This is a genomic window from Puniceicoccus vermicola (genome assembly GCF_014230055.1).
GTDB lineage: Bacteria > Verrucomicrobiota > Verrucomicrobiia > Opitutales > Puniceicoccaceae > Puniceicoccus > Puniceicoccus vermicola.
The window spans coordinates 1-15,616 of the sequence record NZ_JACHVA010000089.1 but is presented as its reverse complement, the minus strand read 5'-3'; the positions used below and the strand labels follow the sequence as shown (position 1 = coordinate 15,616).

The 15,616-nt window shown below is 56.6% G+C and carries 17 protein-coding genes; 10 read left to right on the top strand and 7 right to left on the bottom strand.

What is annotated here, in order from left to right:
- Positions 1 to 54: 54 nt before the first annotated feature.
- Together H5P30_RS11500 and rlmB are read left to right on the top strand one after the other, a co-directional pair.
- Positions 55 to 918 (top strand): iron chelate uptake ABC transporter family permease subunit, encoded by an 864-nt coding sequence (locus tag H5P30_RS11500; protein WP_185693088.1) that lies wholly within the window; start codon positions 55 to 57, stop codon positions 916 to 918.
- Positions 919 to 929: 11 nt separating this feature from the next.
- On the top strand, positions 930 to 1,499 hold the full coding sequence (gene rlmB / locus H5P30_RS11495) for a 23S rRNA (guanosine(2251)-2'-O)-methyltransferase RlmB (RefSeq protein ID WP_185693087.1): 570 nt from the start codon (positions 930 to 932) through the stop codon (positions 1,497 to 1,499).
- Positions 1,500 to 1,843: 344 nt separating this feature from the next.
- On the opposite strand, the gene H5P30_RS11490 is transcribed toward rlmB, so the two are convergent.
- Positions 1,844 to 2,848: an aspartate-semialdehyde dehydrogenase gene (locus H5P30_RS11490; RefSeq protein ID WP_185693086.1), complete on the bottom strand. Its 1,005-nt coding sequence runs from the start codon at positions 2,846 to 2,848 to the stop codon at positions 1,844 to 1,846.
- On the opposite strand from H5P30_RS11490, the gene H5P30_RS11485 reads away from it, so the two are divergent.
- Positions 2,847 to 3,398: a L,D-transpeptidase gene (locus H5P30_RS11485; protein WP_185693085.1), complete on the top strand. Its 552-nt coding sequence runs from the start codon at positions 2,847 to 2,849 to the stop codon at positions 3,396 to 3,398. The two genes, H5P30_RS11490 and H5P30_RS11485, sit on opposite strands and share 2 nt — an antisense overlap.
- Before the next feature lie 345 nt (positions 3,399 to 3,743).
- Here H5P30_RS11485 and dnaB read toward each other — a convergent pair whose 3' ends face one another.
- The 6 genes from dnaB to H5P30_RS11455 form a co-directional block, all read right to left on the bottom strand.
- Positions 3,744 to 5,189 (bottom strand): replicative DNA helicase, encoded by a 1,446-nt coding sequence (gene dnaB / locus H5P30_RS11480; RefSeq protein ID WP_185693084.1) that lies wholly within the window; start codon positions 5,187 to 5,189, stop codon positions 3,744 to 3,746.
- Positions 5,190 to 6,100: 911 nt separating this feature from the next.
- Positions 6,101 to 6,568, bottom strand: a complete 468-nt coding sequence (rplI, locus tag H5P30_RS11475; RefSeq protein ID WP_185693083.1) for a 50S ribosomal protein L9 — start codon at positions 6,566 to 6,568, stop codon at positions 6,101 to 6,103.
- 18 nt (positions 6,569 to 6,586) lie between these two features.
- Positions 6,587 to 7,045, bottom strand: a complete 459-nt coding sequence (locus H5P30_RS11470; protein ID WP_185693082.1) for a single-stranded DNA-binding protein — start codon at positions 7,043 to 7,045, stop codon at positions 6,587 to 6,589.
- A 39-nt stretch (positions 7,046 to 7,084) separates the two neighbouring features.
- Positions 7,085 to 7,384 (bottom strand): 30S ribosomal protein S6, encoded by a 300-nt coding sequence (locus tag H5P30_RS11465; RefSeq protein ID WP_185693081.1) that lies wholly within the window; start codon positions 7,382 to 7,384, stop codon positions 7,085 to 7,087.
- A complete protein-coding gene (pth, locus tag H5P30_RS11460; protein WP_185693080.1) occupies positions 7,381 to 7,968 on the bottom strand; it encodes an aminoacyl-tRNA hydrolase in 588 nt (195 codons plus the stop codon). The genes H5P30_RS11465 and pth overlap by 4 nt, the downstream gene beginning before the upstream one ends.
- Before the next feature lie 43 nt (positions 7,969 to 8,011).
- Positions 8,012 to 8,650, bottom strand: a complete 639-nt coding sequence (locus tag H5P30_RS11455; protein ID WP_185693079.1) for a 50S ribosomal protein L25 — start codon at positions 8,648 to 8,650, stop codon at positions 8,012 to 8,014.
- A 257-nt stretch (positions 8,651 to 8,907) separates the two neighbouring features.
- On the opposite strand from H5P30_RS11455, the gene H5P30_RS11450 reads away from it, so the two are divergent.
- The 7 genes from H5P30_RS11450 (at position 8,908) to H5P30_RS11420 (ending at position 15,286) form a co-directional block, all read left to right on the top strand.
- The gene (locus tag H5P30_RS11450; RefSeq protein ID WP_185693078.1) at positions 8,908 to 9,444 is read left to right on the top strand and encodes a helix-turn-helix domain-containing protein; all 537 of its coding nucleotides are present in this window, start codon (positions 8,908 to 8,910) and stop codon (positions 9,442 to 9,444) included.
- 92 nt (positions 9,445 to 9,536) lie between these two features.
- The gene (locus H5P30_RS11445; RefSeq protein WP_185693077.1) at positions 9,537 to 10,910 is read left to right on the top strand and encodes a glycoside hydrolase family 88 protein; all 1,374 of its coding nucleotides are present in this window, start codon (positions 9,537 to 9,539) and stop codon (positions 10,908 to 10,910) included.
- 125 nt (positions 10,911 to 11,035) lie between these two features.
- Complete coding sequence (locus tag H5P30_RS11440) at positions 11,036 to 11,803, top strand: sugar phosphate isomerase/epimerase family protein (protein WP_185693076.1); 768 nt, start codon at positions 11,036 to 11,038, stop codon at positions 11,801 to 11,803.
- A gap of 69 nt (positions 11,804 to 11,872) precedes the next feature.
- Positions 11,873 to 12,685: a sugar phosphate isomerase/epimerase family protein gene (locus H5P30_RS11435; RefSeq protein WP_221774349.1), complete on the top strand. Its 813-nt coding sequence runs from the start codon at positions 11,873 to 11,875 to the stop codon at positions 12,683 to 12,685.
- Positions 12,686 to 12,758: 73 nt separating this feature from the next.
- A complete protein-coding gene (locus H5P30_RS11430; RefSeq protein ID WP_185693075.1) occupies positions 12,759 to 13,130 on the top strand; it encodes a four helix bundle protein in 372 nt (123 codons plus the stop codon).
- A gap of 81 nt (positions 13,131 to 13,211) precedes the next feature.
- Entirely contained in the window at positions 13,212 to 14,363 is a 1,152-nt protein-coding gene (locus H5P30_RS11425) for a Gfo/Idh/MocA family protein (protein WP_185693074.1), read from the top strand.
- A 140-nt stretch (positions 14,364 to 14,503) separates the two neighbouring features.
- Positions 14,504 to 15,286 carry a 3-ketoacyl-ACP reductase gene (locus H5P30_RS11420; protein ID WP_185693073.1) on the top strand — a complete coding sequence of 261 codons (783 nt, stop codon included), beginning with the start codon at positions 14,504 to 14,506 and terminating at the stop codon, positions 15,284 to 15,286.
- The last annotated feature ends 330 nt before the right edge of the window (positions 15,287 to 15,616 follow it).

Here is a 15,616-nt window from a genome sequence, read left to right as displayed (position 1 = left end):
CTCCCAGCGATTTTGAGGATTCCCCCCGTCCCGAATTCGTAGTAGACGCCTTTCGTGGATTTCTTTTCCCAGCCACTCTCCTTTGAATTCATCCAACGCGCAGCCTGGACGGCCGCCGTCGTGGGATTTACCAACGGATTCCTGAGTGGCTATGTCGTCATGCGCCGATCCGCACTCATGGTGGGGTCTCTCTCCCACACCCTGCTGCCGGGAATCGCCGTCGCAATCCTCATCGCCGGACTAACCACCGCAACCGCCTTCATCGGAGCCCTGATCTCCGCCCTACTCGTTGGCCTCGTGGCTGTATTCGTCGCGCGCACCTCACGGATCGACAGCCACTCCGCGCTCGCGGTGCTCTACACCGCCGCCTTTGCGGGCGGGCTGCTCATTCTGGATCAAATCCCGACCCCGATGGAGCTTGAGCACTGGCTTTTCGGGAACATCCTCGCCCTTTCCAACCCCGATCTCTGGATGTCATTCGGGGCCTCCGCAGTGATCCTCATCACATTGATCACCTTGGCACGCCCCCTCCTCCTCTTTCTTTTCGAACCCACCATCGCCGAGAGCCAAGGTGTCCCCGTGCGCCGTCTCGGTTATCTACTGACCGGATTGGTGATCCTCGGGCTTGTGGTTTCGATCCAAGCCGTGGGATGCATCCTCTCGGTTGCGATGCTCGTCGCACCGGCTGCCGCAATGCTCCAGTTTTCCAAAAGCCCTCAATCCCTCATCTGGGGCGGAGGCTTTCTCGGAGCCATTGTCTCGGTTCTCGCCGTCTTCATTTCCTATTGGCTCGACCTCCGGGTCGGCGCCGTCATCGTTCTCATGCTGGGAGGAGCCGTTTTTCTGGCATACCTCTTCGGATTCCGTCACGGGGCCCTTCGTCTGCTCCTCCAGCGCCCACCCGCCAAACACTCTTAGATCCACCAACCATGGGTAGAAACTCGATCAAGAAACTGCGTAAACCCCCACGCTACAACCGGGGATCGGCCATCGTGCATCTTGTCGACGAGCCAGACCTATTCCGCCTGCTCGAATCGACCGAGAACCCCTTTGTCCTCGTCCTCGACGGGGTTCAGGATCCCCACAATCTCGGTGCCTGCCTCCGGACCTGTTCCGGCGCTGGCGTGACTGCTGTGATCGCCCCCAAAAAAGGCGCTTGCGGGATCACCGATACGGTTCGCGACATCTCCTGCGGAGGCACCGAAGATGTCCCCTTTCTTCAGGTTCGCAACCTGAGCCAAACCCTTCGCAATCTCCAAGAGATGGGAATTCGTCTCGTCGCGACTGCAGACGAGGCCGAAGAAAGCCTCTACGAAGTCGATCTCACCGGCCCCGTCGGCATCATTCTCGGGAGCGAAGGCTGGGGCGTTCGAAAGAAAATCGCCGACAATTCGGATCATCGGGTGAGTATTCCCATGCAAGGCTCTGTCGACTGTCTGAATGTTTCGGTCTCCACGGGAGTTTGCCTCTACGAAGCCGTCCGTCAGCGGCTGACCTAGGTTTGGCGGCATGCTTGCGGAGTCCGCCGAGGGTGGACGAGTTCAGAGGGGCAGTGTCGCTGAGGGGCGACGGTGCTGAGGGGCAGTGTTGCTGAGGGGCAGCGTGATGGGCGCAGCTGAAGCTACTGCCCTACTTGCCGCACCACTGCAAATCGAGAGCTGGAAGCTCTCGCTACCTTGATTGCCTATTCTCGCATGAGTTCTCGCGCTACCCGTAGGCCTGGATGCGCACTCGGCCGGATCAGGAATCGTGGGCTCGAAAGGTCACGAGGAAGAGTCCCGATTGTTTTCTACCCAAGTGGTGGGCGCAGCTGCTGCCCTCCTTTGGAGAGGAAAGATTGCTCTTACCGCACCAAATGCTCAGCAATTTGGAGAGCATTGAGGGCGGCGCCCTTCCAGAGCTGGTCACCGACGACCCAGAAGGCCAAACCGTTTTCGAGGGCTTCGTCCCTGCGAATGCGTCCTACGCCACAGGCTACCTTACTCGAATAACCGAGAGGCATGGGATACTCGAGGTTTGTCGGATCGTCGACCAACTCGGCACCGTCAAAGGCAGCCACTGCGGCTCGGGCTTCGGCGACATCGACGGGCTTCTCAAACTCGGCGAAGATGCTGATCGCGTGCGCCCGGAAAACCGGAACCCGCACGCAGGTGCAGGAGACTGGTAGGCTCGGCAGCGAGAGAATCTTACGACTCTCATTCCGCATCTTCACTTCTTCCTTCGTATAGCCGGATTCGAGGAACTTATCGACGTGAGGAATCAGGTTAAAGGCAATCGGATGCGGGAAGGTTGAAGGATTCGCGTCCTTCCCCTCCGACCAAGCGCGCACGCCGTCTTCGAGTTCGGTAATCCCCGTCGCCCCTGCGCCGGAGACCGCCTGATAGGTCGAGCAAATCATCCGCTTCAACCCGAAGCGCTGATGCAGCGGAGCTACCCCCATGAGAGTAATCGCCGTCGAGCAATTCGGGTTGGCGATGATCCCCTTATGATTGAGGAGCGCCTCGGGATTCACCTCAGGAACCACCAAAGGCACCTCGTCATCCATCCGGAAGGCCGAACTGTTGTCGATGACGACGGCTCCTGCTTCCACAGCCGCTGGAGCCATGGCGAGAGAGCGGTCTCCCCCCGCGCTCAGGAAAAGATAATCCAACCCGGCGAATTCCTCCGGTCTTGCCTCTTTAATCGCGATGGATTCTCCTCGAAAGGTGAGCTCCTTCCCCACCGAACGTGCCGAGGCGAGGAGACGCAGTTCAGCTACCGGGAAATCCCGTGCTTCCAGCAATTCCATCAACTCACGACCAACCGCTCCGGTTGCTCCGACTATTCCGATTCTCTTTCCTTCACTCATGAATTCATCTCCCGATACTAAAGATTTCTCCATTCTTATCGACAAGTGCCTCGACCTGTCAACGACCCCCACACCGATTTCGTTGACCGTAAGCATCGCCCGACAAGCGCTCGACCTCTATCAGGACGGGGCATTGCGCAAATCGTTTGTCATCTCAACTTCGAAAAATCCGCCCTCCTGCGTGGAAAATTCTCTCGGCACTCCCAATGGTCTTCATGAAATCGTGGACCTGATCGGCGAAGGTGAACCGCGAGGGACCGTCTTCCGCGGCAGAGTTTCGACCGGCAAACTCTACTGGGAGGAATCGGAGGAAGAGCAGCAAAAGAATCTAATCACCACCCGGATCCTCCGTCTCCGCGGCCTTGAGGACGGGATCAACAGCGGCCCCGGAGTCGACACCTACGACCGCTACGTCTACATTCACGGCACGAATCACGAGGATCAGCTGGGCCATCCCGCCAGTGCAGGGTGCGTCCTCCTCTCGAACAGAGATATGGAGGAGCTCTTCAATGCGGTCGATCTCGGCTCGAAAGTAATGATCTGCGCGTAAATGGTCTCCGCTTGAGATCTCAGGCGGACCTTCAAGACTAAGGAGGACCAGACCGCACGACTAAAGTCGAACGGGGACGGCGGAGAGGCAGGATCCGTTTGCTAAAGCTGCACGGTACGAAAAATCCGCCTCACGGATTACCGATCACCGACCACGGATCACTGACCACCGATCACCGACTACCGACTACCGACTACTGACTACCGACTACTGACTACCGACTACCGACTACTGACTACCGACTACCGACTACTGACTACCGACTACCGACTACTGACTACCGACTACTGACTCACCGACTACTGACTACCGACTACTGACTCACCGCTCACCGACTCAACCGGCTCAACCAAACCCGCCGCCAACTGGCGATTCTTCGGTGTAGTTTGCGAAGCGGGTGTATTTCCGGAGGAAGGCCAAGTCGACGGATCCCGTAGGACCGTTTCTTTGTTTGGCGAGAATGAGGCCGATCTTCTCGACATCTTCCGCGCGCTGGTTCTCTTCCTGGTCGTCGCTGCGCGGACGGTGCAAGAGGAGGACCACGTCAGCATCCTGCTCAATCGCTCCGGACTCACGGAGGTCGGACATCCGCGGCTCGCGCTTCTCCTTCTCACTCTCACGATTAAGCTGACTGAGAACGAGCACCGGAACCTCCAATTCCTTGGCCATCGACTTCATGCCTCGGGAGATTTCAGCAATCTGATTCTCACGGGAAGCCCGGTTATCCATCCCGGCGATCAGCTGCAGGTAGTCGACCACGATCAGACCCAGTTTGTAGCGGGAAGAGACGCGACGCGCTTTCGCCCGCACTTCAAGAATGTTCAAGCTGCCCTGGTCATCGACAATGATGTCGGCCTTCTTGATCTCGCCAGCGGCCTCAACGATCGCCTGCTGTTCCTCCCGAGTGGAGAAACCGTCGCGCAATTTGTTCATGTTCACCCCGGCGCGGCTGCAAAGGACACGTTGGGCCAAACTCTCGGAACTCATTTCGAGACTGAAGACGAGAATCGCCTTCGGATCGGGGTTGTTCGGCCCGGGAATCGAGACGTTCTCCGCAATGTTCATAGCGAAACTGGTTTTCCCGACCGACGGACGGGCCGCAAGCACGATCATTTCCCCTGGGTGAAATCCGAAAGTCATCCGGTCAAGATCGAGGAACCCGGTTCGCGTTCCATAGCTGGTATGGCGCTTGGCGAGTATATCGTTGATCATCTTGATCACCTTATCCAGAGGCTTCCCGATCTTCTGCGCGGAGTCGGCCACCTGCGATTCTCCGATCCGGTAAATCTCGGCCTCCACCTCGGAGAGGAAGGTCGTAATGTCGTCCTGCCCCTCATAGCACTTCTCGACCGTCTGATTCGAGAGCCGGATCAGCTGACGCAAGAGAGCCTTCTCCTTAACGATCTCAATCCAGTTCGTCGCGAAGGCGGTCGATCCCACTGACTCGGAGATCTCATTAATGTAAGCGCGGCCCCCGGTCTCTTCCAAGAGACCCATAGAGTTCAGCTTTTCTTCGACGGTGATTTCGTCGACCTCCCTCCCCTGGTCGTTGAGATCGAGGAGTGCGGCGAATACATTGCGGTGCGCCGGGCGGAAGAACGACTCCGCGTTGATCTTCCCATTAATACAATCCGTGATCACCTCGGCCGAGTTCTCACGCATACAGGCCGCGAGGAGAGCCCTCTCGGCCTCAATGCTGTGAGGGAGCCTCCGGTTCAGCATCGCCTCATCGGCATCCCCGTCGCGGGACTGGTCACGAAAACGTCGTTTCTTTTGAAATTCTTTAGCCATTCTGTGTTTCCAATGCCGGGAGAAATTTTCAAAAACTCCCCGGCCAAATTCAGTGGATCGGAAGGATTACGCCAAGTCCGCCTCAGTTCCAGCCTGATTCATCCTCTCCAGCGAAAAGTTCTTCACAGAGCTCTCATCGAGGGCTCCATCGGCGAACGGAAGGTAGAGCGGGTTGGCCCGAATGGCACTGGTTGAAGACGATTTAAGAGAATTATTGGCAAATTATAACTGGGTCAGCACCGCTCCACCCCCGAAATCGTCGGGGGTCCCCCTCCCCTGCCTATCGACAAGCTCAAGGTTTAAACAAGCAAGGGAGGAGTCTCGATCAATAGACGGATTCCCCTTCTACTCGTAGGTATATTCTTACACACAAGCCTATGGCTCTGGGCGGTTTCGCAAACGCAAGAACATGGGAGCGCGGAATTCATTCCGGCCCGCATGCCACTCAGGCCTTTCGCCTTAGATCCTGAGGGTAACTTTTCATGCGCAGCCAATCTGACGGGGCGGAATGAATTCCGCGCTCCATTTTAGACATACTCTTACAGGAAAACGTTAGTCTAGGAATTTGTGTGGAAGGATATGCTCGTAGGCGGAGAGGTCCAGAGCCATCCGGTGGGGAGCTTGGGGGCGCGGACGGGTCCTTAACGGATTCGTCCAACCCGCATCCCCAATGAAATCCGAAACAAACCGAGCAATAGATGGGCCGTGAAACCATGGCAGGCTCGACGAGATGAGCCATGAGGCCATGGCCGCTACCCTCCAGACACACCGAAAGCCGCTCAAAGCGGCTTCCGGATAAAAGGGTTCCCGACACTGCGGCGGAGAGGAAGGAGTTCTGCTCGCCTTTGCGCCGCCGGAGCGGGCACGGGAGGAGCGGTCGTTTCTCTGCGCTGCGGCGGGGAAAAGTTGACTCAGTCTTCGATCGGGTTTTCCGAAACGACCTCGAGGCGGAGTTCGCCCTGAACTTCAGGGTGAAGCTTCACTTCCACAGAGTGGTCGCCGATGCTCTTGATCGGAGCGGGAATGTGGACCTGCTTACGGTCGACTTCGATCCCGTTTTCAGCGATCTTCGCGAGGATGTCCTGGCTGGTGACAGCACCGAACATTTTGCCGCCTTCGCCGGTTTTCACAACGATGACGAGGCTCAGACCTTGCAGCTTGCTCATCAGCTCTTGGGCTTCGGCGAGCTCCTTGGCTTCACGCTCGGCGCGACGCTTGCGGAGAGATTCGATCTGACGTTCGTTCGAACGGGTTGCGGGAATCGCGAGACCACGAGGAACGAGGAAATTGCGGGCGTAGCCGGCTTTTACACTAACTTTTTCGCCTTCGCCACCGATGTTGGTGACGGGCTGGAGGAGGAGAACTTCTGATTGTGCCATTGTCTTGAAAATTAAAGGTTAAAAGGGAATGTCTTCGTCATCAAAATCTTCAGCCGGGCCGCCGCCGGACCGTGAAGAGCTTTCTCGGGGAGGAGGAGAGCTGCGGGTATAACCACCGCCGCCGCTGCCTTCTTCATCACCTCCCCGACCGGAGCCGAGGAACTGGAAGTTTTCGCAGACGACCTTGAGCTTGGAGCGCTTCTCGCCCTCTTTGTTTTCCCAGGTGTCGAGTTGGAGACGCCCCTCAATCATGACGGGCCGCCCCTTCGACAGGTACTTACCGAGGATCTCGCCTACCTTGCCGAAAGCATCGATGTCGACGAAAGTGGTTTCCTCGCGTTTTTCACCATCCCGCGTCGTGTAGTTCCGCGAGACCGCGAGACCAAACTTGCAGATGGCATTGTTCCCACTCGCGAAACGCACCTCGGGATCGCGGGTGAGATTTCCGATTAGAATGACGCGGTTGTAGGAAGCCATGGTGAAAAGGTAGTGAAGGTTCGAGTGGAGGAGACGCTCTTAGGCGTGTTCCACCATGACTCGATTGACCTTACGGTCAAGGCGGACCTTTTCCTGAATCTCTTCGGGAGCGGTCGCCGGAGCGATGAATTCGTACTGCACGAAGATTCCGGAGGGAAGGCCGTTAGCAGCCTTGCGTGCGAAATCTTTGCTGCCGAGGTTTTTGACCGACTCGACCTTACCGGAGACTTCCTCGATCACTTTCGAGTAGGTTTCGGTGAGTTCTTCCACGGATGACTCAACGCCACGGGTGTCGAGAACAAAGGTGGCCCGGTAGTTCCGGCTGGTTTGCTTGATCATGATGCTTTGCTTTTCGTGTTAATTTGATTCATCGCCCGTTCGATTCCCTGGGCAACGAGTAATTCAAGGCCGAGATGCGTAGTCGTATACGCTTCTGCCAGCTTCTCTTCCTCTACGGAAGAAATCTTTCCAAGGACCCAATCCTTAAGATCCATCTGCCGATGACGTTTGGCGCCGATCCCAATCCGCATGCGGTAAAATCCCGATCCCAAGCGGTTCATGAGGTCACTGACCCCATTATGCCCGCCAGCACTGCCAGCGGCCGAGAGTTTAACCCGCCCTGGATCGAGGGTGATGTCGTCGTAGACCGCACAAAACCGTTCGGCAGGATAGCGATAATACCGCGCCAATGAAGCCGCCGTTTCCCCCGATCGATTGACGAAGGTACGCGGCTTAACCAAGAGGACCGGATGCAGACCAAACTCAACGAGAGCGGTATCAGCCTGAAACCGGCGTTCCCACACCCAAGGGCTTCCACTGGCCGCCGCGATCTGGTCCAATGCCAGAAACCCGACATTGTGACGTGTCTTTCGGTATTCTTCCCCGGGATTCCCGAGACCGATGATGACACGCACCCGTTCCATAATGATTCAGTTGGTTAAGAAGGACTCCGCAGAGAGGAAAGACTTAGTCTTCGCTCTCCTCAGTCTCGGTCTTCTTCTCGGAAATGATTTCGACTTCGGATTCTTCTTCGTCGTCTTCCGTTTCCTCCGCAGCCGCATGGGTGACGGCAACGACCGGAGCTTCTTCTTCGCCCAAGTATTCGACACCTTCGGTTGCAGGGAGATCCTTCACGTGAATCACGTCACCCAGAGCGAGCTCCGAGACATCGACGTCGATTTGGTGAGGAAGATCCTTCGGCAGACAGCGAACTTCCACTTCGTGAAGCTGAATGTCCAAAACACCGCCTTCATTGGAAACACCCTTGGCGGTTCCGTGAATGTGAATCGGGATGTGAGCCGAAATCGCGTGACCCGAATTCACTTCGAGGAAGTCGATGTGCATGAAATCGTCGGTGAGCGGATTGCGCTGCACGTCCTGAATGAGGCTCATGGTCGAAAAACCATTCCCATCGTCGATCATTACGATCGAAGATTGGCCAGCTTTACGCCAGACCTGGAGAAAAGTGCTTCGGTCAACCGAAAGGTTGCGTGAGCCGCTGGTGCCATAAATAACCGCTGGGATCTTGCCTTCACGGCGAATACGGCCTGCCGCGCCACTGCCGGCGCGCTCACGGAGAGAAACGGAAAGGGAGATGTCTTCCATTGTGGGAACTTTCTAGTCTTTGCTTGGATTAAGGAAAACGGGTGAGAATGAGGCCTCCGGAAGAAAAATCAAGGCCCGAAATGCCGAATTTCACCCCGATTGCTGAGAAAAACGCTTAAAATCAGCGTTTTACCCCCACTCTGACCCTACTTTCGCCAGGGATGGATTCACTGCGTCGAGAAAAAATGCCGTAAATTTTCTTTTGCCCCTTCAAATTTCCTTGAAAAACAAATTATATCTATGTTTTTATCTTCAACGTGCAACCCCCTGCTACAGAATTCGATTTTTCGATCGTGCGCGAACTTCGCAAGCGAGCGGGCCTGACACTTGCCGAAGTTTCGGAACGCTCTGGGATTTCGGTCGCAGGGCTTTCCCGAATCGAGCGAAATCAGACAGTGCTCGAACTGGGCACGCTTTATCGCCTCTCGCGGGCCCTCGGCCTTTCCGGCACCGACCTCCTCGGCCTCGCCGAATCCTGCAGCGCCCACGCAAAAACCGCTGAGACCTACCGTTCCGGCCCCTTTGATTTTGAGAAGGTCGCCTATAAAGGAATCGTCCTTTTCTACGCCACCGCCCAGAAAGGCGAAGAACTGAAGAAACCGGAAGCGCACGGGGACGAGTTCGAGATCTGCTGGGTCCGTCGCGGGAAAATCCTAATTTCCCTCCCCCGAGAGCGACACACCCTCTCCGGAGGTGAATCTCTCCAGTTCGACGCCGCACTCGAGCACACTTACCAAATCCTCGAAGACAGCGAAATGGTCATCGCCCACTTGGCGAAGGAACACCGTTTTTAAGACTTGCGGCCCTGCTCTTCAGTTCAACCTCCCAACCTCTAAACCTCCCAACGTCCCAACTTCTCAACTTCTTAACTTCCCCAAAAAACTCTATGATCGACATCCAATCCGCACCCTCTCTCGCTGACCTCAAGCCGAGCCTGGAAAAATTCTTCGACCTCGCAGGAAAGAAGGTCCAACTCATCGACCGCGAATACGACGAGTCGAACGGTTCTCCCGTCTTCACCGTGGAAGGCAAGTACACGACGCGCGGATGGACGGAATGGACCGAAGGCTTCCGGTATGGGATTGGGATCCTCCACTATGATGCGACCGGCGACGAAAAGAGCCTCGCCTCCGGTCGCTCGAAGACTGTTGAGCGCATGGCAACCCACGTCAGCCACATTGGCGTTCACGACCACGGCTTCAACAACCTCTCCACCTACGGCAACTTGCGCCGCCTCATGATTGAAGGCCGCATTCCCGAAAGTGAGTGGGAAAAACATTTCTACGAGCTGGCCATCAAGGTTTCCGGGGCCGTCCAGGCAAGCCGCTGGACTGTGCGTCAGGGCGGAGGCTTCATTCACTCGTTCAACGGACCACACTCCCTCTTCGTCGACACGATCCGCTCCTGCCGTATTCTGATGCAGGCGCACAAGCTCGGCCACGTTCTCATGGGAGAAGGCGACAAACCGATCAGCCTCCTCGACCGCGCTCTTCAGCACATCGATTCGACTGCGCAATTTTCCGTTTTCTACGGCGACGGACGCGACTCCTACGACGAATGGGGCCGGACTACCCACGAAGCAGTCTTTAATACCAAGGATGGAGCCTACCGCTGCCCGAACTCCCAACAGGGTTATACCGGTTTCAGCACTTGGACACGCGGACAATCCTGGGCCGTCTGCGGCTTCTCCGAAGAACTCGAGTTGCTCGAAACCCTCTCCGACGCCGAACTCGATCCCTTTGGCGGACGCGACGCCATTGAGGCCATGATGCTAAAAGGCGCGAAAGCCACCTCCGACCACTTCATTGACAACACGCCGACCGACGGAATCCCCTACTGGGATACCGGAGCACCTCAGCTTCACAAGCTGGGCGACTACCAAAACCGCCCGGCCGATCCCTACAATGAATACGAGCCGGTCGATAGTTCCGCCGCCGCCATTGACGCCCAAGGTCTCCTCCGTCTCGGACGCTATCTGGAGAAGAAAGGCGAAACCGAAGCCGCCGAGCGCTACACCAAGGCCGGCCTCAAAGTCGCCCAAAGCCTCTTCGCCGAGCCCTACCTCTCGACCGACGAGAACCACCAAGGACTGATCCTCCACTCCATTTACCACGAGCCCAACGGCTGGGACCACAAACCCGAAGCCGGTAAAGTCGCCTACGGAGAATCCTCCATGTGGGGCGACTACCACGCCATGGAGCTCGCCGTCTATCTCCAGCGTCTCATCGAAGAGAAGCCCTATCTGACATTCTTTAAGTAAGTGATAACCGTTTCCCAGTTTTCGGTTCCTCGGTTCCCGGTTGAAGATTTGAGACCGGACGACCGAAGACCGAGAACTGGATAACTGAGAACCGGCCAACCGAGAACTGATCAACCGATCCTCCCATGCTACAGTCCGCCCTCTGCTCCATCACCTTCCGCGAACTTTCCGTCGAGGAGATTATCGAGCTCTGCGCCGAATCCGGCATACAAGCCATCGAATGGGGCGGTGATGTCCACGTCCCCCATGGAGACGTGGAACTCGCACGGGAAGTTCGCGAAAAAACGGAAGCTGCGGGACTCGCAATCTGTGCCTATGGCTCCTATTATAAATGCGACGAGGAAACCGTGCGATTCGCCGATGTCCTCGCCAGCGCCGAAGCTCTCGGCACGCGCATCATCCGCATCTGGGCGGGCACCCAAGGATCCGCCGATTCCTCTACCGAGAACCGACAAGAAGTGGCCGCGCGTATTCGCTCGGCCGTTCTCTCCGCCCAAGACAAAGGCATTACCGTGGCGCTCGAATACCACGGCGGCACCCTGACCGACACCCAGGAATCGGCGCACCAGCTCCTCGAAGAAGTGGGCCTTTCCCAGTTAAAACTCTTCTGGCAACCGAGGGCGGGAGGATCCTTTCCCAAGGACCTAGAGGAACTCAAAGCAGCCCTCCCCCACCTCGCAAATGTTCACTGCTTCCACTGGGGCCCAGGCGGCTGGAAGGACCGCTACGCCCTCAATGATGGCATCGAGCCTTGGACGGAATACCTCCACCTCATCCGCACTGCCGGAGGCGACCGCTATATCACCTTGGAATTCGTTGCCGAAAATTCCCCCGACCAGCTCCGCGACGATGCAAAGACCCTAAACCAACTCCTCAACACCCAAACCTCTTAACGTCCCAACCTCCCTACCTCCAAACCTCTAAACCTCTAAACCTCTGATCTTCTAAACCTCCAAACAGCCATGGAAAACCTAGACCGCCTCGCCATCCACACCATGACCACCAAACCGTGGGACCTCCCCACGGCCTGTGCCAAATACTCGGCCGCTGGAGTCCCCGGCGTGGGAGTGTGGCGCCAATGGCTTGAAGGCCGCGAATTGGCGGAATCCAAAAAGCTGCTCGACGACCACGGACTGACCCCCGTTTCTTTGGTTCGCAGCGGATTCTACCCCGGACTCACCTCCGAAGAGCGGCAGACCTCTCTCGACGACAACTTCCGCGCCCTCGACGAAGCCGCCGCGATTGGCGCCCCCCAAGTCGTTCTCGTTTGCGGGGCCAAACCGGAACTCTCTCTCATCGAAAACCGCAAGCAGATCACCGACGGGATCGCGGCCTGCATCGACCACGCTGCCAAGACCGGGGTCAAGCTCTCGATCGAACCCCTCCACCCGATGTACGCCGACTGTCGCAGCGCCGTCAATACTGTCGGTCAGTGCAATGACATGATCGATCAGCTCGGCGCCGAGCACGTTGGCATCGCCGTCGACGTCTACCACGTCTGGTGGGATCCACAACTGGAAGCGGAACTGAAACGCGCAGGAGACCGAATCCTCGGCTTCCACGTCTGCGACTGGATGACCCCCACCGCCGACATGCTCAACGACCGTGGCCTCATGGGCGAAGGCTGCATCGACAATCGCGGCATTCGCCAAATGGTCGAAAACGCCGGCTTCAACGGATGGATCGAAGTGGAAGTGTTCTCGACGCGCCACTGGGCCCGGGACATGGACGAGTATTTGAAGGACATCATCGAGGCTTATCGGGCGGAAGTGTAGGCCTGCCTAGGTTGAGAAGTTTAGAAGCTTTGAAGTTAAGAGGTTCGGAGAGAAGAAAACTACAAAGAATTCGATGAGCAGCATTCAAAGATTTGAAGAGATTGAAGCTTGGAAGGAGTCTCGAATCCTCGCTCGAATCACTTATGAAATCTGCAAATCCGGTGAACTTGCCAAAGACTTCGCTCTCCGTGACCAAGTACGAAGATCTGCCGTCTCGGTTGGATCAAACATCGCCGAGGGCTTCGGACGAGGATCCAACCAAGAATTCATTAGGTTTCTTCGAATCGCACTGGGCTCAGCCTATGAATTTCGCTCTCAAGCCTACACTCTTCTCGACGCAAATTATATAGATAAGCAGACCTTTTCAGACCTACTCGAGCAATCGGAAAAAGTAGCCAATCTCATCGGGGGATTTCTCCGATATTTGGAATCCATCAAGCAATAACCGCCCAACCCTCAACCTCTAAACCTCCCAACTTCTTAACTTCTTAACCTCTCACCTCCCAACCTCTTAAACCATTAAAAAATGAACACACACACCATCGGAATCATCATGAACGGCGTCACGGGGCGCATGGGCACGAACCAGCACCTCTTGCGGTCGATCGATGCGATCATCAAGCAAGGGGGCGTCAAAGTCTCCCCGACCGAGACAATCATGCCCGACCCCATTCTCGTCGGACGGAACGAAACGAAGCTCAAGAAGCTCATCGACCAAACCAGCGTCGAGAAATGGACGACGGATCTCGACTCCGTCATGAACGATCCGGCCTACTCGATTTACTTCGACGCCCAGAGCACCCTCCGCCGTTTCAATGCGGTCAAGCAGGCTGCGGCAGCCGGCAAGCACGTTTACTGCGAAAAGCCGACCGCCATCAAGACCGAGGACGCCTACGAGCTGTATAAGATCTGCCGCGACGCCGGAGTGAAAAATGGTGTCGTTCAGGATAAGCTTTGGCTCCCCGGAATGCTCAAATTCCAGCGCCTCGTCGAAAACGGCTTCTTCGGAGACATCCTCTCCGTCCGCGGCGAATTTGGTTACTGGGTCTTCGAGGGCCACACCATTCCGGCCCAACGCCCTTCCTGGAACTACCGCAAGGAAGATGGAGGCGGCATGATCGTCGACATGCTCTGCCACTGGCGTTACGTCATCGACAACCTCTTTGGCAACGTCAAGAGCGTCTCCTGCCTGGCCGCAACTCACATTCCGGAACGCGTTGACGAAGAAGGCAAGCCCTACAAGTGCACCGCAGACGACTCCGCCTATTCGACCTTCGAACTCGAAAACGGAGTAGTCTGTCACTTCAACTCCTCCTGGAACGTCCGCGTCCGCCGCGACGACCTGCTCACCATGCAGGTAGACGGAACCAAGGGCAGCGCCATTGTCGGTCTCCGCGATGTATGGACCCAGCACTACGGCAACACACCCCGCCCAGTCTGGAACCCCGACATCAAGCAGCCCATCGATTTCTTAGACGGCTGGCAGAAAGTCCCGGAACAGGAAGAATACGACAACGCTTTCAAGATCCAGTGGGAACTCTTCCTCCGCCACGTCGTTCTCGACGAACCCTTCCGCTGGAACCTGCTCGAAGGAGCCAAGGGAGTCCAGCTCGCCGAGTACGGTCTCAAGAGCTCGGAAGAGCGCAAGTGGTTGGAATTACCGACGCTGGAAGCGTAGGCAATTCCCAGTTCGACAGTTTTCCGTTTTCCAGTTCCCGGTCGCAAAACCGGGAACTGGTTAACCGGAAACGGACCAACGCCCAACCTCTGAACGTCCCAACCTCTGAACGTCCCAACCTCCTAAACTTCCCAACTTCTATGAGTGAAACCAATAAACCTGTCGCTCTTGTCACCGGCGGATCCCGCGGGATCGGCTTTGGCTGCGCGGCCCGACTCGCCGAACTTGGCTTTGACATCGCGATCAACGGGATGCGCGACGAATCGCAAGTCTCCGAACCGATCGAAAAGCTGAAAGCTCTCGGAGCCGATGTCCTCTATTGCCAAGGCGACATCGGGTCGGCTGAAGCCCGCACCGCGATGCTCGACAAGATCCGCGGCCATTACGGACGCCTCAACGTTCTCGTGAACAACGCGGGGGTCGCCCCCAAGGAACGTAAGGACATCCTCGAGGCCTCGGAAGAGAGCTTTGATTACGTTGTCGGCACCAACCTCAAGGGTCCCTACTTCCTGACCCAAGCGGCGGCCAACTGGATGATCGAACAAAAGAAGGAGTCTCCTGAGGGATTCTACGCCGTGATCAACGTCGGATCCATTTCGGCCACCGTCGCCTCGGTCAACCGCGGTGAATACTGCGTCGCCAAATCCGGAATCTCCATGATGACCATGCTCTTCGCGGCCCGTCTCGGCGAGTATGACATCCCCGTCTACGAAATCCGTCCGGGCGTTATCAAAACGGACATGACGAGCGGAGTGACCAGCAAATACGATCAGATGATCGAAGACGGCCTCTGTGTCACGCCACGCTGGGGATTCCCTGAGGATATCGGAAAAGCCGTCGGCGCCCTCGCCCGTGGTGACTTCCCCTACTCGACCGGACAAGCGATCTACGTCGACGGAGGCCTCACCCTCAACCGTCTGTAACCGCTTCACCCGATCACCCGATCACTTTTTCAGCCCCGGCATCCGCCGGGGCTTTTTTTTGGTTCATCGTCGATTGGCGGGAAAGAAGTAGCAAAGAAGCGGAATCGAAGTTAACTGATGTTGTAACTACACTAACATCAATCACTTCAAAACCGCTTCAACATGAAGTCTGTACTATGTTCCCTGTTTTGGGAAGGCTACACTTTGTATAAACACAAGCATCTGGGAAAAGGGCATTTGTTGTTCATCCTAGAGGCCCTAAACGATCCGGTCTGTGGAGGTTGTGGGCAGAGTTGCCGGAGGATTCACGACCAGTCGCTGCGCCGTATT